We start from the raw sequence: 16,636 nt of genomic DNA on the forward strand, positions 1-16,636 counted from the left end.
AGGAGCGCTATCTAGCGATCCCCCAACCCCCTGTCAACGGCCTTCTTCGAGAATTTTTCGAAGCCGCCGAAGACCGACCAAACCGGGCTCATCCCGCATCCCGGCCACCCTCGAAAGGATCGCCGAAATCCGAAAAAAGCCCGACCTGTCAAAGAGCTGCCCGTCTCGGCTCACCTTCCGGAGAAGGCCCCGCCGCGTCGGGAGCCGGGGTATACGAGCCCCCGATCCCCGCGTCAACGGCCCCGTGCGAACTTTTTACGACGGTAGCCGGAAACCCGGCTCCACGTCCCTCCGGACGAACCCCGACCGGCCGCGAAAACGCTTTATTCACGCGGCGAATGGCGCGATCGATGGAGGAGCGCCGCGGCGGGGCGCCGCAGCCCCGCTTCCCACCCGCGATCCGTTCCGTTCGCCCGCCCGTCCGTCCACGAGTGCCCGCATGACCGCCTCCGTCCTCCCCGCCCAGAAGGCCGCGCTCCCCGCGGCCGCCATCGCGACCATCACCGCGGCGGCCTTTCTCCTGCAGGGCGCGAACGGTCTCCTCCAGGCGCTCCTGCCGCTGCGCATGAGCGCCGACGGGCTCTCGATCACCGAGATCGGCGCCGTCGCCGCCGGCTACGGCATCGGCTTCGCCCTCGGCTGCATGCTGGCCCCGCCGCTCGTGCGCACGGTCGGCCACATCCGCGCCTATGCGAGCCTCGCGGCCGTCTCGGCGAGCGTGGTGCTCGCCTTCGACGTCGCCTCCGGGCCGCTCGCCTGGCTCGTCCTGCGCGGGGTCTCCGGCATGGCGCTGGCCGGCCTGTTCACGGTCATCGACAGCTGGGTCTCGGCCACGGCGACGAGCGCCAATCGCGGGCGGGTCATCGCGCTCTACCTGGTCGCGACCAAGATCGCCCTCGTCCTCTCGCCCCTCGGCATCGGCCTCGCGCCGGTGGAGAGCGCCGGCCTCCTCATGCTGATGGCCGCCGCCATGAGCCTGTCGCTGATCCCGATCTCGGCGACGCCGACGAAGGAGCCGCGCGCCCCGACGCGGGTGCGGCTCGCCATCCCCTCCCTGTTCCGCGCCGCGCCCTCCGCCGTCGTCGGCGCCTTCGCGGTGGGGCTGATCAACGGTCCCGTCATCGCCATCGCGTCCGTCTACGGCGTCGCGGTCGGGCTCGCGCCGACCGAGGCCGCGCTCCTGCTGCTCGCGATCCAGGCCGGCAGCCTCGTCTTCCAATGGCCGCTCGGCTGGCTCTCCGACCGGGTCGACCGGCGCGCCGTGATCGCCGGCCTCTTCCTCGCGACGGCCCTGGCCTGCGGGCTCATCGTCGCGGCGAGCCTCGTTTCGCTGCCGCCGCTCGCCCTCGTCCTCGCCTTCGGGCTCTACGGGGGCCTCGCCTTGTGCATCTACGCCGTCTGCGTGGCGCATGCCTGCGATCTCGTCGCGCCGGACGCCATCGTGCCGACGGTGTCGAGCCTGCTCGTCTGCTGGGCGATCGGGGCGACGCTCGGGCCCTTGCCGGCCACCGCGCTGATGGAGGCGGCCGGGCCGCAGGCGCTCTTCCTCTATGTCGGCGCGATCTGCCTGGCGCTGGCGCTCTTCGTCGCCTTGCGCATGCGCGTGCAGGCCCGCGAGGCGCCGGGGGCGGGCTTCGTCAACGTGCTCGCCACGAGCGCGGTCTCGGCCGAGCTCACCAAGGCGAAGCGCCCGGAGGGCGGCGCGGCGCCCGCGGCCGGGGAGGAGAGCGGGGAGGCGCGGGTCGCGGCCGAGCCGGCGTCGCCACATGAGCCGAGGCCCGACGCCGAGCGAGCGGGCGACGGCGCCTGACGCCCGTCGGCGCGTCTCGCGCGTTTGACAGGCGCGTAGCCGCGCTTTCTATTCGGCGCGAACGGAGGAGACGAACACCCATGGAATACCTGCACACGATGGTCCGCGTCGGCGACCTCGACGAGGCGCTCGACTTCTACGTCGGCAAGCTCGGGCTCGTGGAGACCCGGCGTATGGACAACGAGAAGGGCCGCTACACGCTGGTCTTCCTCGCGGCCGAGAAGGATCTCGAGCGCGCCCGCGAGAGCCGCGCGCCGCTGATCGAGCTCACCTACAATTGGGACGAGCACGAATACCAGGGCGGCCGCAATTTCGGCCATCTCGCCTACCGGGTCGACGACATCTACGCCACCTGCCAGACGCTGATGGATGCGGGCGTCACCATCAACCGACCGCCGCGCGACGGCTACATGGCCTTCATCCGCTCGCCCGACGGCATCTCCATCGAGCTTCTCCAGCGCGGCGAGCCGCTGGCGCCGCAGGAGCCGTGGACGTCCATGCCCAATACCGGCTCCTGGTGAGACGCGGCCGAGGTCGAGGCCCATGCGCCCGCGTCTCCTCACCGTCGGCATCGCCACCCTCGACCACGTCTACAAGGTCGCGGAGATGCCGACGCGCGCCGAGAAGTACCGGGCGCAGCACTACACGGCGACGACCGGCGGCACCGCCGGCAACGCCGCCATCGCCATGGCGCGGCTCGGCGCGGAGGTGACGCTGTTCGCGACCCTCGGCGCCGATCCGGCGGGGGACGAGATCGTCGCCCGCCTGGCGGCGGAGGGCGTCGATTGCGGCGGCCTGCGCCGGGTCGAGGGCCGCGCCTCGCCGATCTCGGCCATCGTCGTCGACGGGATCGGCGAGCGGCTGGTGATCTCCTACGCCGATCCGCTGCTGCCGCGCGAGACGGACTGGCTGCCCGACCGGCTGCCGGACGGCGTCGGCGCCGTCCTCGGCGACACGCGCTGGCTCGATGGCACGGCGCATCTCTTCCGCCTGGCCCGCGCGGCCGGCGTCCCCGCGATCCTCGACGCCGACCGCGATCCCTCCAGCGCGCCGGAAGTGCTCTCGCTGGCGACCCATATCGCGTTCTCGATGCAGGGCCTGCGGGACATGACCGGGCATTCGGACGCCCGCCGGGCGCTCGAGGCCTACCGGCCGGCGGTGTCCTCCTGGATCGCGGTGACCAACGGCGGGGAGGGGCTGTTCTACTGGTCCGGCGACCGGGTGGAGCACCTTCCGGCCTTCCCCGTGCCGGTGGTCGATACGCTCGCCGCCGGCGACGTCTGGCACGGCGCCTTCGCCGTGCGGATCGCCGAGGGCGCGGACGCGCTCGCCGCCGCGCGCTTCGCCTCCGCCGCGGCGGCGCTCAAGTGCACGCGCTTCGGCGGACGCGACGGCGCGCCGACGCGGGACGAGGTCGAGGCCTTCCTGCGCGAGCGGCACGCGGCTTGAAATTAGTAAATCGGCAAGGTTCTGCGGCTACTCTACGAAAAAGTCTGCCCATAAATCAATCCTTTACCGGTCGCGTCTGCTTAATTCGGCAGCACTTCCGCTGGGGGATTCACGCAGATGCTCTCAAGGCTCAAGCTCTCGTCCAAGCTGCTCGCTCTCGTCCTCATCGCGGTCGCGCTGACGGCGGGCGGGATGTGGACCTTCGCCGCGCGCGAGATGTCGGATCAGCTGCGCCAGAAGGAATATTCCGAGGGAGCGCTGCATCTGCGCACGCTCGCGCTCGTCTTCGCCGAGCGTCTACCCGACGCGCGCGTCGCGATCGAGGACGGCGCCGTCGGCCGCGCCGTCTCGCCGGACCTGACGGGCTTCTCCGACCACGAGGTGGTCGACCGCACGACGCAGATGACGGGTGGCGTCGCCACCGTCTTCGCCTTCGACCCGGCGAAGAACAATTTCGTGCGCCGTTCGACCAACCTGCGCAAGGAGGACGGATCACGGGCGGTAGGCACCACCCTGACCGAGGACCACCCGGCCCAGGCGGCGCTGCGCGCCGGCGAGACCTATGTCGGGCCCGCGCATCTCTTCGGACGCGACTACCTGACGATCTACCATCCGACGCTGGACGCGGGCGGCAAGGTCAACGGCATCCTGTTCATCGGCCTGCCCAACGAGAGCTTCCTCGCCATCCAGCGCGAGGCCCTGAACGGCATGCTCGTCGTCGCCATCGCCATCGCGCTCGCGGTGATGATCGCGTCCGCCGTCGTCGCACGGCGGATGGTGAAGCCGCTCGAGGGCATCGCGGCGCGGGTCTCGGCCCTCGCCGAGGGCGACACGGAGAGCCCGATCGCTCATGCGGAGCGGGGCGACGAGATCGGCGCGGTGGCGCGGGCGCTCGCCGTCCTGCGCGAGCGCAGCCGCGAGGCGGCGACGCTCGCAGCCGAGCGCGAGGCGGCGCGGTCGGGCGACCAGAAGCGGCGCGACGCGCTGGAGGCAGCCATCGCCGCCTTCCGCGGCGCCTCGGCCGAGGTGCTCGCGACCCTCACCGGCCAGACCGACGGCCTGCGCGCCCGCGCCGAGGACATGACGGCGGTGTCCGCCAGCGCGAGCGGCGCCATCGGCTCCGCCGCGGCCGGCTCGCAGCAGACGGCGGCGAACGTCGCGACGGTGGCGAGCGCGACGGAGGAGCTCGCCTCCTCGATCTCGGAGATCGGCTCCCAGCTCGAGCGGGCCAAGGCGCTGGCGGAGCAGGGGCTCGAGAACACGGAGGCGACGAACGGGCGCATCGCGGGCCTCGCCGAGGCGGCGCAGGCGATCGGCGACGTGGTCGACCTGATCCGCTCCATCGCCGACCAGACCAACCTGCTCGCGCTCAACGCCACGATCGAGGCGGCCCGGGCCGGCGAAGCGGGCAAGGGCTTCGCCGTGGTCGCGGCGGAGGTGAAGACGCTCGCGACCCAGACCGCCAAGGCCACCGAGGAGATCGCCCGGCACATCGAGGGCATCCAGGGCTCGACCGAGGGCGCGGTGGGCGCGATCCGGCAGATCACCGAGCAGATGCGCGAGATCAACGCCACCACGGCGGCGATCGCCTCGGCCATGACCCAGCAGGGCGCGGCGACCGCCGAGATCTCCCGCAACGTCCAGCAGGCCGCGCGCGGCACCGACGAGATCACCGCCGGGCTCGGCTCGGTCTCGGGAGCGGCCGAGCGCACCTCCGAGACAGCGCGGGCGGTGCAGGAGACGACGCAGGCGGTGTCCGCCGCCTCGACGAAGCTCGAGGCCGAGATCGAGCGCTTCCTCGCCCGCGTCGCGGCGTAACCGCTCCGCGCGAGACGCGACGCGAAGGCCGGTCCGGGACGCCCCGGGCCGGCCTTCGGCGTTTCAGGCGCCGTCGAGCAGAGCGGCGAGGGCGGCGTGCTCGACCGCGCCTTCGTCGAGGCCGGGGGCGAAGACCGCCGCGGTCCGCCCGGTCGCGGGCGCGTGGTAGACCGCGCCGACGCTGCCGGGGCCGCCGGCGGAATGGCCGAGGACGGAAAGGCGCGCGCCCGTCCGCGGGTCGGCCGTCACGCCCGCCATCAGGCCGAGGCCGTAGCCGGGCTCGGCCCAGGGCCGGCCGGGGAGGGGACCGGTCTCGACCGGTTCCGGCGCGCGCATCGCTGCGGCGAGATCGGGCGGCAGGGCCGCGCCGTCGGCGATCCCGCGCACCACGCGCGCCGCGGAGGCGGCCGGGCCGACGAGGACGCCGTGATGGACGTGGCCGGGATGGTAGCCCGCCGGCGGCGGGAAGACGGTCGCCGCGAGGTCCGCATCGGTCTCGGCGAAGCGCGCGTCCGTCACGCCGAGCGGGTCGAGCACGAGTTCCGCGAGCGCCGCGCCGAGGGGCAGGCCCGACGCCTCGGTCACGAGGCGGCCGACGAGCGCGTAGCCGAGATTGGAATAGGCGAAGGGGCTGCCCGGCGGACGCGGCGGGTGTGCCGCCTCGATCCGGGCGCGCATCTCCGCGAAGGTCCAGGGCGGATCGCCCCGCGCCACGGCCTCCCGATAGGCGGGCAGCGGGCCGCAATCGCCGAGGCCGGCGCGATGGGCGAGGAGCTGGCGCAGCGTGAAGGCCTCGCCGGCGAGCGGGGCGTCGAGGGCGAGGCGGCGCTGCGCCACGAGGCGCAGGGCGGCGGCCGCGATGGCGGGCTTCGTCACGCTCCACCACACGACCGCGCCGGCGGGACCCTCCGACGCGAGCGCGCCGGAGGCGTCGAGGACGGCGCGGGCGCGCGGCGGGCTCATCGGCGTCTCACTCCTGGAAGATGTCCGCGCAGCGCGACAGCGACAGGAAGGCGCCCTGCGTGTCGCGGCTGATGCGCACCGCACGGATCACCCCCTCGGCGTCCGCCGTGATCTGGGCCTCGCAGACGAGGTTCACGCGCTCGGCCGGGCGCACCACCGTGGTGACGGCGGGCGGCGTGAAGCCGAAGGAGGCGGAGGTCGTCGTCGTGCGGGTCACCGTCGTTCCCGGCTCGGGCGCGCTCGTCGTCGTCGTCGTCCTGGAGCGCGACATCAGCGGCTGCGACGGCGCGAGCGGCGTGGTGCGAACCTGGGCCGGGCGAACGAAGCTGGCCTCGCCGCCGCGCCAGGTGTAGATGAGGCCGCCGTCCGCCAGGGCGTAGCTGGAGACGGGCGGGCCGTTCTCGACGAAGAACGCGTCGACCGGCTGCCCGATCCATTTGCCCTGGACGCGTTCGGCCGCCTGCTGCGTGGTCTGGCAGGCGGAAAGCGTGACGGCGAGCGCCGCGACGGCGGCGAGACGCATGAACATGATGTGGTACCCCCCGATACGATCCGCGGCGAGGATAGGGGCGCCCGGCTCGCGCGCAACGCGGCGATGCGGATTATCCTCTCGTCCGACGCCAAGACCGCTTCGGCGTCGGCGCACCACGACACCTCGGCACCACGACACTCCGGCACCACGAGATCGACACGCGATGAACCTCTGGCTCCGCCTCCTGCTCGTCGTCCTCGCCGCCCTGCGCGGCGAGCGGCTGCATCCGATCGAGAAAGCGTCGACGATCCGCTTCCGGGTGATGCCGCACGACCTGGACGTCTCGCTGCACATGAACAATGGCCGGTACTGGGCGCTGATGGATCTCGGGCGGCTCGACCTGATGATCCGATCGGGGCTCGCGGCGCCCGTGCGCCGGCACGGCTGGGTGCCGATCGTCTCGGCCGGCAAGATCCGCTTCCGGCGCGAATTGCGGCTGTGGCGCCGCTTCCGGCTGGAGACGCGCGTCGTCGCCTTCTCCGAGGCCTGGGCGGTGGTCGAGCAGCGCGTGGTCACCCGCGGCCGCGACGGCGGCGAGATCCTGGCCGCGATCGCGCTGGTGCGCGTCGGGCTCTACGACCGCGCGGCGAAGGCCTTCGTGCCGGTGGCCCGGGCGCTGGCGGAGGCGGGCTATCGCGTGGACGCGCCGCCCGCGATGACGCCGGAGGTCGCGGCCTTCATCGCGGCGGAGGACGCGCTGAGGGCGGCGGGGTAGGGCATCACCCCCGCCGGTTCCACCGCACCGTGATCACCTCGTTCCAGACGAAGGCGAAGACGGCGAGCAGGATCGCGCCGGGGATGGTGGTGCCGAACAGGAAGCCGAGCCCGAGATTCTCGTTGACGACGAGGAACGGGTTCACCGCCGCGGGCGGGTGCATGGTGCGCGTGGCGAGCATCGCGGTGACCGCGAGGCCGCAGGCGACGGCGGCGGTGAGGATCGAGGAGCCGAGCGTGTAGAGGACGGCGTAGCCGACGAGCGAGGCGACGACGTGCCCGCCGATGAGCGCGCGGCGCGAGGAGGCTTCCGCATAGGGCAGCCCGATGACGAGCGCGATCGAGGTGACGAACGGCACCTGCCAGTACGGCGTGCCGGTGGTCAGCGCCGCCACCTCCAGGATGCCCACCGCGATGGCGGTGGCGACGCCCGCCAGCATGAAGCGGATCATCAGGGTCGAGGGCTTGCGCACGCGAAGCCGCATGCGCTTCCAGAACTCGCCGGGAAGGCGGGGCCGCAATCCGCCGCTCATCGCGGGGGCCTCTTCATGGCAGTCTCGCCGCGCGGCGGCGTGAGGGAGACGCGCGCCGGCCGCGCGCGGCGCGCGCGGCCCATGAACACCATCGCATGCCTCTAGGGCAAGGCCGCGGCGCGCGCGGCGCTGCCGAGCCCGGGATGGGGCCGCGCGCCTATTCGGCCGCCGCGGCGGTGCGGCGCTCGGCGCGCCAGCGGGCGAGCAGCGCGCGCAGGGCCGCGGGCTTGAGCGGCTTGTTGAGGACGTGGATGCCCTTCTCGGTGGCCTCGTCGCGGACCGGCAGGGTGCGGTCGGCGGTGAGGAGCACCGCCGGCAACGCGCCGCCGAGCTTCCAGCGCAGCGCGGCGATGGCCTCGATGCCGGTGCCCTCGTCGAGGTGGTAGTCGGCGATCACGACCTCGGGCGGCGCGGGCAGATCGCGCAGGCGCTCGGTGGCCTCCTTCAGCGAGGCGGCGGTGATCACCTGGCAGCCCCAGCCGCCGAGCAGCGTGCGCATGCCTTCCAGGATCGCCGGCTCGTTGTCGATGGCGAGGATGCGCAGGCCCGCGAGCGGCGTCGCCGGGGCGACGGGCGCCTCCGCCGGATGCGCCATCGCCGGCAGCGGCGCGACGACGGGAACGAGCACGGAGAAGCGCGAGCCGCGCCCGCTCTCCGACTTGAGGTCGAGCTTGTGGTCGAGGACGCGCGCGATGCGCTCGACGATGGAGAGCCCGAGCCCGAGCCCGCGCGCCACCTTGGCGCCCTGGTCGAGGCGCTGGAACTCGCGAAAGACGACGCGCTGCTTCGACTGGGGAATGCCGAGCCCGGTGTCGAGCACGTCGAGCCGCAGCCGCCCGCCCTGCCGGCGCGCGCCGACGAGCACGGAGCCCGAGGGCGTGTACTTGATCGCGTTCGAGATCAGGTTCTGCAGGAGCCGCCGCAGCAGCCGGCGGTCCGAGCGCACGGTGAGGCCGGAGGGCACGAAGCGCAGGCGCAGGCCCCGCTCGGCGGCGACGGGCTCGAACTCGCGCGAGAGCTGGCGGAACATCTCGTCGAGGCGGAAGCTCGACCATTGCGGCTTCATCGCGCCGGTGTCGAGGCGGGAGATGTCGAGCAGCGCGGTGAGGATCTCCTCCACCGCGTCGAGGGAGGCGTCGACGTTCTCGGCGAGGGTGGGGTCGCCGTTGTCGCGGTCGCGCTCGACGAGCGAGGTGGCGTAGAGCCGCGCGGCGTTGAGCGGCTGGAGGATGTCGTGCGAGGCGGCGGCGAGGAAGCGCGTCTTCGAGGCGTTGGCCTCGTCGGCCTCGGCCTTGGCGCGGATCAGCGCCTCGTTGAGGCGGGTGAGCTCCTCGGTGCGCTCGGCGACGCGGCGCTCGAGCTCCTCGGCGTTGCGGGCGCGGGCCTCCTCGGCGGCCACGGCCTCGGTGACGTCGGTATAGGTGGTGACGTAGCCGCCATCGGGCAGCGGCGTCGTGCGGATCTCGATGACGCGCTCGCGCGGATAGAGGCGCAGGCGCACGGGCTCGGTCTCGTGGATGAAGGAGTTGATGCGCTGGGCGATCTGCTCCTCCATCACGCCGGGCCCGTAGGAGCCGCGGCTCGCGTTGAAGCGCACGATCTCGTCGAGCGAGACCCCGACCCGCACGAATTCCGGCGGCAGGTCGTAGAGGTCCACGAAGGCGCGGTTCCAGCACAGGATGTGGAGCCCGGAATCGAGCACGGTGATGCCCTGCCTGGCGTGATCGAGGGCGTGCTGGAGGAGGTCGCGGTTGGCCTGGATCGCGGCGGAGGCGTCGTCGAGCAGCTTGAGCGCGTCGCGGGTCGAGACGTTGCGGCGCTTGAGCACGAGGGAGAGCGCGAGGCGGGCCGAGGCCGCGCCGATCGCCGAGGCGAGGAGGTGCTCGGCGTAGCGCAGGAGGTGGATGTCGGCTTCCGCATTGCGGTCGAGCGTCGCGCCGCGGGCGGAGGCGAAGCCCTCGAAGGAGCGGTTGGCGCGCTCCTCGCCGAGATAGCGCGCGACCGACGCCCGCAGGTCGTCGACGGTCACCGAGGCCCGGAAGAACCGGAAGCTCGGCGCCGCCGGCAAGTCGGTGGCCGGCATGTAGGCGGCGGCCTGAAGGCGCTCGAGCGCCGTCATCGGGCGCAGCAGCGAGACGATCACGTAGGCCGCGATGTTGAGCCCGAGGCTCCAGAGGACGCCGTGGGTCAGCTCGGGGAGCGTGACCCCGAACAGCGCGGTCGGCCGCAGCGCCTCGATGCCGAAGGGCCCTGCGGCGAGCAGCCCGTCGACGACGGGCGAGTGCCAGGCGATCGAGGGGAGCATCAGGGTGTAGGCCCAGACCAGGAAGCCCACCGTGAGCCCCGCCGCCGCGCCCGCGGCGGTGCCGCGCCGCCAGATCAGGCCGCCGACGAAGGCCGGCGCGATCTGCGCGAGCGCCGCGAAGGCGAGGAGCCCGATCGCCGCCAGCGCCGCCTCGCCCGCCGCCCGGTAGTAGAGGTAGGCGAGCATGATCATCGCGACGATCGCGATGCGACGCACGATCAGCACGAAGCCGCCGAGATCGTCGGGCACCGATCCGCGCTCCGCGCCCACGGCGGCGCCCGAGAAGTCGCCGCGCCGACGCAGCACGAGCGGGATCACGAGGTGGTTCGAGATCATGATCGCGAGCGCCACCGACTCGACGATCACCATCGCCGTCGCCGCCGAGAGCCCGCCGATGAAGGCGACGAGCGCCATCGCTCCGGCGCCGTCGGCGAGCGGCAGCGCGAGAACCGTCATGTCCGCGTCGATCGCGCCCGGCGCGAAGGCGTCCCGCCCGGCGACCGCGATGGGGATGACGAAGAGGTTGATCAGGACGAGGTAGAGCGGGAACAGCCAGGCCGCGCGGCGCAGGTCCTCCGGCTCGCGGTTCTCGACGACGCCCATGTGGAACTGGCGCGGCAGCATCACCACGGCGAAAGCCGAGAGCAGCGTCAGCGTCGCGAGCGAGCCGAGGCTCGAGGTCTGCGCGAGAAGCGTGTCGACGGGGCTCGCGCCGGGGTCGCCGACGGCGAAGAGGCGGTCGATCAGGCCGGCCGGGCCGCCGAAGACCATGGCGACGGTCCACCAGCCGATCATCAGGAACGCGACGAGCTTCACCACGCTCTCGAGCGAGATGGCGAGCACGAGCCCGTCCTGGTGCTCGGTGGCGTCGGCATGGCGCGTGCCGAAGCCCACCGCGAAGAAGGCGAGCGTGATCGCGACGATGAAGGCGAGATCGCCGAAGATCGGGAACGTCGTGCGGGCATACGCCATCGTCTCGTCGGCGGCGAGGAAGACGTCGAGCGAGGAGGAGACGGCCTTGAGCTGGAGCGCGATGTAGGGCAGCGAGCCGACCACCGCGATCAGGCAGACGATGGCCGCGACCCGCTCGGACTTGCCGTAGCGGGCGGCCACGAAGTCCGCCACCGAGGTGATGTTCTGGTCCTTGGCGATGCGCACGATGCGCGCGAGGATGCGGTGGCCGAAGACGAAGACGAGGATCGGCCCGACATAGATCGTCAGGAAGTCGAACCCCGAGCCCGAGGCGAGGCCGACCGAGCCGTAGAAGGTCCAGGACGTGCAGTAGACGGCGAGCGCGAGCGCGTAGATCCACGGCCGCGCCGGCCCGGAGACGAGCTTCGCGCCGGAGCGGTCGCCCCAATGGGCGACGAGGAACAGCAGCGAAAGATAGAGGAGGGCCGTGACGACGACCGCCCAGCCTGCGACCATGGCGAAACCCGCACCCGTGTTGGCGCGGGCACCTTAGCGTGTCGCGCGAGGAAAGGCGACCGGGTGCGAAGAGCGCCGCCGCGCTCCCCTCTCTCTTGCGGAGACCGGCTGGGGGCGAGGGGCGTGCAGGACTTGCTCACCGTCGATGCCGCGCAGAACGACGGTCCGTTGGAGCGACTCGAGGGCGTTCGGCAGCGCTTCATCTGCGTCGAGACAGTCCCGCACGCCCCTCACCCCCGACCCCTCTCCACGAGGGAGAGGGAAGTCCGTCGGCGTTCTACGGCTTCGGGTAGCGTCGGTTCGAGTAACCGCCCCTCCCGCACCGTCGTCCTCACCGCGCCGCGTGCGTCTCCCGGCCGGTCAGCGTCGCGCGGCGCTCGCCGGGGAGGCCGAGGAAGGCCGTGAGGACCGGCCAGGCGACCAGGAAGCCGCCGACGAAGGCGCCCGCCGTGATCAGAGCCATGGCGACGATGTCGATGGAGGCGACCAGATGCGTGTGCCCGGCGGCGGTCGTCAACGGCGCGATCGCGACCGCGACGAGGGCCGCGACGAAGCCGATCGCGAGGGCGCCCTGGCGCGGCGCGCCGCGGAACGAGGCGCGCGCGAACGCGAGCCAGGCGTAGAGCGCGACGAGCGCCAGGAGCGCGAGGAGCCCGACGTAGAGCCAGGCGCCGAACGTCTCCTGGGCGATGGCGAAGAGGGTCTGCGGAGCGAAGTCCTTCATGGCGTTTCTCCCTTCTCCCGCGCGCTCAGGCGAGGCCGCGCAGCATGGCGTGGTAGGTCGGCTTGAGCGCCTTCTCCTCGATCACCCAGGCGACCCAGCTCTCCTCGAGCGGGTCGATGAAGGGGAAGGAGGGGACGAGATTGTCGTCGTAGTCGAACTCGACGAGCATGGCCGTGCCGACCCGCGTCACCAGCGGGCAGGAGGTATAGCCGTTGTAGGAGGCGCTCAGCTCGCGGCCCTCGATGACGGAGACGAGGTTCTCGCAGGCGACCGGCGTCTGCCACTTGACGCTGGCCGCGGTCTTGCCCTTGGGCACGCCCGCGACGTCGCCGATGGCGAAGACGTTCGGGAAGCGCGTGTGCTGCATCGTATGCTTGTGCACCTCGACCCAGCCGTCGGCCGAAAGCGGGCCTTCCTGCCAGGCGAGCGCGCTGTCGCGCACGGGCCGCGGCGCGCGCATGGGCGGTACGAGGTGGATGAAGTCGTAGTCCAGCTCGACCATGCCGTCCGGCGTGCGGTAGGTCGCGCGCTGGCGGCCGGGGTCGATGGCGGCCAGCACGTGCGCGGGCCGCCAGCTCACGTCGCGGGAGGCGAAGATCTCGCCGACCTTCTCGTTCACCGGCGGCACGGCGAAGAGGCCCTGGTTGTGGGCGAAATAGGTCAGCTCCGCCGACCCGCGGCGGCCCGCGGTGCGCAGGCGATCGTCCGTGAGGAGCGTGTACTTGAGCGGCGCGCCGGCGCACTTCATCTCGGTCGAGGGCCGGCCGAAATGGCCCTGGCCGCCGCGCTCGACGAAGGACTGCATGGCGCCCCAGGAGGCCCAGGCCTGCTCCGGCCCGGCATAGATCGAGGCGATGCCGTGGCGGCCGATGAGGTCGCTCGACATGCCCTCGATCCCCTCGTAGTCGAGGTGGAGGCCCGTCGCGACGACGAGGAAGTCGTAGGCCACCGACTGGCCCGCGGACGTGACGATGCGGTTCGCCTCCGCGTCGATCTCGGCGACCTCGGCCTTGATCCACTCGACGGTGCCCGGCAGGAAGCGGGCGTTGCGGTCGATCGTCTGCTCGGGCCGCCAGACGCCGGAGCCGACGAGCGTGAAGCCGGGCTGGAACCAGTGCTGCTCGCGGGCGTCGATGATCACGATCGCGGCGTTGGGCATCAGCTCGCGCAGGCGCGCGGCGGCGGCGAGACCCGCCGCGCCGGCGCCGGCGACGACGATCTTGGCGCGGCTCTGCGAGGTCTGCGCGCGGGCCCCGGCGAGGGGAATCGTCCCGATCGCGGCCACGCCGGCGAGCGCCTTGAGCGCGTCGCGTCGGCTGAGGGTGAAGGTCGGTTTCGTCGGCGTCGGGTCGGTCGGCATGGCGTTTCCCGTTGGCTCGAGTCTTAAAGCATATTCTAAACTATGCATGTTCCGACCGGCATGGCCAGTCGGAATGACCCTGATCCGCGTTCGTGCGGACCCACCCTTCCGAAAACGCGAGAGGCGCGGCCCCGCCGCGACGGGACCGCGCCTCCGAAGACGCCAGCGTGGGAGACGTCAGCGCACGACGTTCAGCACGTCGCGGATCATCTCCTGCGCCGTCGAGATCACCCTCGTGTTGGCCGTGTAGGCCTGCTGGGTGACGATCATCTTGGCGAATTCCTCGGAGATGTCGGTGTTGGAGCTCTCGATGCCGCCGGCCATCACCGTGCCGCGGGCGAAGGCGACGGAGGGATCTCCGGATTCCCGGGTCGCCTCGAAGGCCCCGCCGTCGACGCGCCGCAGGGCGTTCGGCGCGTAGAAGCCCACCACGTCGACCTCGGCCACCGGCGTCACCTGGCCGTTGGTGTAGGAGATCGAGACGATGCCGTCCTCGGAGATGGAGACGCCGTCGTAGCGACCGACGCCGTAGCCGTTCTGGTCGAGGAAGCTCGGCTGCACCGTCGTGCCGGTCAGCTGGGCGAGGCTGTCGCCGAAGTCGAAGGTCATGTCCTGGTAGTCGACGCCGTTGATCTGTACGACGCCGCCGACCGAGAGCGTGTTGCCGACAGGCGCGGTCGGCGCGCCGGTGGCGTCGAAGGAGAAGGCGCCGGGGCCGCCGATCCGCCGCCAGGCGTCGCCGCCGGTATTGCTCTCGTAGAAGAGGTCCCAGGTGTTCGCGCCGACCTTCGCCCAGCGCAGGTTCATGCTCTCGATGGCGCCGACCGAATTGTAGACCGTCACGCTGCCGCCGCCCAGGCTCGAGCGCAGGAAGGCGGTGTTGTTGGCGGTCGGGATGTCGCCCGACGCGTCCTGGGCGGTCGGGTTGATCTGGTCGCCCCAGGCCGCGTTGGCGGCCGAGTCCGTCGTGCCCGCGGTGTTGGGAAGCGTGACGTTGTAGGTCACCTCGCTGGTCGGGCTCGGGTCGAGGCGTCCGAGCAGCTCCTGCGAGATCTGGATGAAGCCGCCGTTCGCGGAGGGCTGGGGCAGGCCGGTGACGCGGTCGAGCATCGTGCCGCGCAGGGCGTAGCCGGCGCCGTTCACGAGATAGCCCAGCCGATCGAGCTCGAAATCGCCGCGGCGGGTATAGAGCTCCGGGCTCGGCCGCACGATCGAGGACGTCTGGACCGGCCGCTGGCCCACGGCGAAGAACCCGTCGCCGTTGATGGCGATGTTGGTGTCGAGGTTGGTCGGCAGGAACTCGCCCGAGAGCGTGTTCGTCGCGCGCGAGAACGAGCTGACCGACCCCGCCACCTGCCGCGACAGCGGCTGCTCGGGAATCAGGTCGGCGAAGCCGGTGTCGACGCGCTTGAAGCCCGGCGTCGACGAGTTGGCGATGTTGCCCGAGATGTTCTGCATGGCGAAGCTCTGCGCCCTGAGGCCGGCGACCGCCGTGAGCATCGATCCGAAGCTGCCCATGACCCTACACTCCAAGGTTTACGCTCGCGCCGTCCCAGCGCGTCTGCCCGCTCCGGCGCAATCGGCGTGCCAGAGGGGAATGCCTTGATTCCGCCCGCTTTTCGCCGCGAGCGGCCGGCGCGGCCGGGCAGGATCGGCCGGGGTTGCGGCAGGATCTGCCGGGCGCGCGCCGGATCTTAACCGGCCGTTAACCAGGCCTCGTGTGGGATCGGCCCGGGCGTCCGCGCGCCCGTTCCATGTCGCGAAACACGATCGGTGCCCCATGGCCGCTTCCTCGCTTCCCGCCGCTCCGGAAACAGGCGCCGAGTTCGACGCGCTGCCCGGGCCGCAACGCGCGGCCCTGTTCCTGCTCCTGCTGGGCGAGCAGCACGGCAAGCCGATCTGGTCGATGCTCGACGAGGAGGAGGTGCGCTCCGTCTCCCACGCCATGGTGCAGCTCGGCACGGTGGACGCCTCGACGGTGGAGCGGCTCATCGTCGACTTCATCCAGCGGCTGTCGAACTCGAGCGTGTCCGGCTCGGTGGAGCGCACCGAGCAGCTCCTGATGAAGGTCTTCCCGCCCGACCAGGTGGCCATCATCATGGCCGAGATCTACAACACCTCGGGCAAGCGCATCTGGACCCGCCTCTCGCAGATCGACGCCGAGATCCTGGCGAACTACCTGCGCTCGGAATACCCGCAGACGGTCGCCGTGATCCTCTCGCGCGTGCGCCCGGACCACGCCGCGCGGGTGCTGACCATGCTGCCCGACGATTTCGCGCTCGACGTCGTCAACCGCATGCTCAAGCTCGAGGCGGTGCAGAAGGAAGCGCTCCACCACATCGAGGAGACGCTGCGGCTCGAGTTCGTCGGCGCCGTCGCCCAGACGGCGAAGCGCGACGCCCACGAGGCGATGGCGGAGGTGTTCAACGCCTTCGACCGCCAGACCGAGACGCGCTTCCTCTCCGCGCTCGACGACATCAACCGCGACGCGGCCAAGCGTATCCGTCAGCTGATGTTCACCTTCGAGGATCTCACGAAGCTCGACCCGGGCTCGGCCCAGACCCTGATCCGCCAGGTCGACCGCCAGGCTCTGTGCAAGGCCCTCAAGGGCGCGCCCGAGCCGGCCCGCGCCTTCTTCATGTCGAACATGTCGAGCCGCGCCGCGAAGAACCTCAAGGAGGAGATGGAGTCCCTCGGCCCGATCCGCATCAAGGACGTCGACGAGGCCCAGCTCGCCATGGTCAACACGGCGAAGGAACTCGCCGACAAGGGCGAGATCATGATCTCCAAGAACCGCGCCGAAGAAGAGCTGATCTACTGAGCATGACAGGGGGGCATCCCGGGCGCCGAACGGCGACCCGGGACCCGGATCCGCCGGCGTGTCCCGAGCGGCGTTCGCGCCGTGTCCCTCCATGGGTGATGGCCGCATCGCGGGCGCGAGACGCGCGCGCTTTCGCGCACGCTGAACATGCGATGGAGGGTCCGGGTCCCGGACTTGCT

General features: G+C 71.8%; 13 protein-coding genes. 6 read left to right on the top strand and 7 right to left on the bottom strand.

What is annotated here, in order from left to right; translation table 11 throughout:
* The first annotated feature begins 439 nt into the window (after positions 1-439).
* From ABL310_RS06720 to ABL310_RS06735, 4 genes are all read left to right on the top strand, one after another.
* A complete protein-coding gene (locus tag ABL310_RS06720; RefSeq protein ID WP_349370915.1) occupies positions 440-1,810 on the top strand; it encodes an MFS transporter in 1,371 nt (456 codons plus the stop codon).
* Between the two features lie 80 nt (positions 1,811-1,890).
* Positions 1,891-2,331: a VOC family protein gene (locus tag ABL310_RS06725; protein WP_349370916.1), complete on the top strand. Its 441-nt coding sequence runs from the start codon at positions 1,891-1,893 to the stop codon at positions 2,329-2,331.
* Positions 2,332-2,353: 22 nt separating this feature from the next.
* Complete coding sequence (locus ABL310_RS06730) at positions 2,354-3,259, top strand: PfkB family carbohydrate kinase (RefSeq protein WP_349370917.1); 906 nt, start codon at positions 2,354-2,356, stop codon at positions 3,257-3,259.
* 117 nt (positions 3,260-3,376) lie between these two features.
* Complete coding sequence (locus ABL310_RS06735) at positions 3,377-5,077, top strand: Cache 3/Cache 2 fusion domain-containing protein (RefSeq protein WP_349370918.1); 1,701 nt, start codon at positions 3,377-3,379, stop codon at positions 5,075-5,077.
* A gap of 63 nt (positions 5,078-5,140) precedes the next feature.
* Here ABL310_RS06735 and ABL310_RS06740 read toward each other — a convergent pair whose 3' ends face one another.
* Together ABL310_RS06740 and ABL310_RS06745 are read right to left on the bottom strand one after the other, a co-directional pair.
* Positions 5,141-6,040: a serine hydrolase domain-containing protein gene (locus ABL310_RS06740; RefSeq protein WP_349370919.1), complete on the bottom strand. Its 900-nt coding sequence runs from the start codon at positions 6,038-6,040 to the stop codon at positions 5,141-5,143.
* 7 nt (positions 6,041-6,047) lie between these two features.
* Positions 6,048-6,569 carry a hypothetical protein gene (locus ABL310_RS06745; protein ID WP_349370920.1) on the bottom strand — a complete coding sequence of 174 codons (522 nt, stop codon included), beginning with the start codon at positions 6,567-6,569 and terminating at the stop codon, positions 6,048-6,050.
* A gap of 166 nt (positions 6,570-6,735) precedes the next feature.
* Here ABL310_RS06745 and ABL310_RS06750 point away from each other — a divergent pair, with 166 nt between their 5' ends.
* Positions 6,736-7,287 (top strand): thioesterase family protein, encoded by a 552-nt coding sequence (locus ABL310_RS06750; protein ID WP_349370921.1) that lies wholly within the window; start codon positions 6,736-6,738, stop codon positions 7,285-7,287.
* Positions 7,288-7,291: 4 nt separating this feature from the next.
* On the opposite strand, the gene ABL310_RS06755 is transcribed toward ABL310_RS06750, so the two are convergent.
* From ABL310_RS06755 to ABL310_RS06775, 5 genes are all read right to left on the bottom strand, one after another.
* On the bottom strand, positions 7,292-7,819 hold the full coding sequence (locus tag ABL310_RS06755; protein ID WP_349370922.1) for an HPP family protein: 528 nt from the start codon (positions 7,817-7,819) through the stop codon (positions 7,292-7,294).
* Between the two features lie 157 nt (positions 7,820-7,976).
* Entirely contained in the window at positions 7,977-11,552 is a 3,576-nt protein-coding gene (locus ABL310_RS06760; RefSeq protein ID WP_349370923.1) for a NahK/ErcS family hybrid sensor histidine kinase/response regulator, read from the bottom strand.
* A 331-nt stretch (positions 11,553-11,883) separates the two neighbouring features.
* Positions 11,884-12,276 carry a DUF5368 family protein gene (locus tag ABL310_RS06765; RefSeq protein WP_349370924.1) on the bottom strand — a complete coding sequence of 131 codons (393 nt, stop codon included), beginning with the start codon at positions 12,274-12,276 and terminating at the stop codon, positions 11,884-11,886.
* 25 nt (positions 12,277-12,301) lie between these two features.
* A complete protein-coding gene (locus ABL310_RS06770; RefSeq protein WP_349370925.1) occupies positions 12,302-13,636 on the bottom strand; it encodes an FAD/NAD(P)-binding oxidoreductase in 1,335 nt (444 codons plus the stop codon).
* A 177-nt stretch (positions 13,637-13,813) separates the two neighbouring features.
* The gene (locus tag ABL310_RS06775) at positions 13,814-15,154 is read right to left on the bottom strand and encodes a flagellar hook-basal body complex protein (RefSeq protein ID WP_349370926.1); all 1,341 of its coding nucleotides are present in this window, start codon (positions 15,152-15,154) and stop codon (positions 13,814-13,816) included.
* Between the two features lie 262 nt (positions 15,155-15,416).
* Here ABL310_RS06775 and fliG point away from each other — a divergent pair, with 262 nt between their 5' ends.
* Positions 15,417-16,457, top strand: coding sequence for a flagellar motor switch protein FliG (fliG, locus tag ABL310_RS06780; RefSeq protein WP_349370927.1), 1,041 nt, complete (start codon positions 15,417-15,419; stop codon positions 16,455-16,457).
* Positions 16,458-16,636 lie beyond the last annotated feature (179 nt).

The sequence above is a fragment of the Salinarimonas sp. genome, assembly GCF_040111675.1.
Taxonomy (GTDB): domain Bacteria; phylum Pseudomonadota; class Alphaproteobacteria; order Rhizobiales; family Beijerinckiaceae; genus Salinarimonas.

Bases quoted from the DNA above. Each gene is read 5' to 3' on its own strand.
- ABL310_RS06770 (WP_349370925.1), bottom strand. From the start codon at position 13,636: ATGCCGACCGACCCGACGCCGACGAAACCGACCTTCACCCTCAGCCGA.
- ABL310_RS06725 (WP_349370916.1), top strand. From the start codon at position 1,891: ATGGAATACCTGCACACGATGGTCCGCGTCGGCGACCTCGACGAGGCG.
- ABL310_RS06730 (WP_349370917.1), top strand. From the start codon at position 2,354: ATGCGCCCGCGTCTCCTCACCGTCGGCATCGCCACCCTCGACCACGTC.
- ABL310_RS06765 (WP_349370924.1), bottom strand. From the start codon at position 12,276: ATGAAGGACTTCGCTCCGCAGACCCTCTTCGCCATCGCCCAGGAGACG.
- ABL310_RS06760 (WP_349370923.1), bottom strand. From the start codon at position 11,552: ATGGTCGCAGGCTGGGCGGTCGTCGTCACGGCCCTCCTCTATCTTTCG.
- fliG (WP_349370927.1), top strand. From the start codon at position 15,417: ATGGCCGCTTCCTCGCTTCCCGCCGCTCCGGAAACAGGCGCCGAGTTC.
- ABL310_RS06775 (WP_349370926.1), bottom strand. From the start codon at position 15,154: ATGGGCAGCTTCGGATCGATGCTCACGGCGGTCGCCGGCCTCAGGGCG.
- ABL310_RS06720 (WP_349370915.1), top strand. From the start codon at position 440: ATGACCGCCTCCGTCCTCCCCGCCCAGAAGGCCGCGCTCCCCGCGGCC.
- ABL310_RS06735 (WP_349370918.1), top strand. From the start codon at position 3,377: ATGCTCTCAAGGCTCAAGCTCTCGTCCAAGCTGCTCGCTCTCGTCCTC.
- ABL310_RS06745 (WP_349370920.1), bottom strand. From the start codon at position 6,569: ATGTTCATGCGTCTCGCCGCCGTCGCGGCGCTCGCCGTCACGCTTTCC.
- ABL310_RS06755 (WP_349370922.1), bottom strand. From the start codon at position 7,819: ATGAGCGGCGGATTGCGGCCCCGCCTTCCCGGCGAGTTCTGGAAGCGC.
- ABL310_RS06740 (WP_349370919.1), bottom strand. From the start codon at position 6,040: ATGAGCCCGCCGCGCGCCCGCGCCGTCCTCGACGCCTCCGGCGCGCTC.
- ABL310_RS06750 (WP_349370921.1), top strand. From the start codon at position 6,736: ATGAACCTCTGGCTCCGCCTCCTGCTCGTCGTCCTCGCCGCCCTGCGC.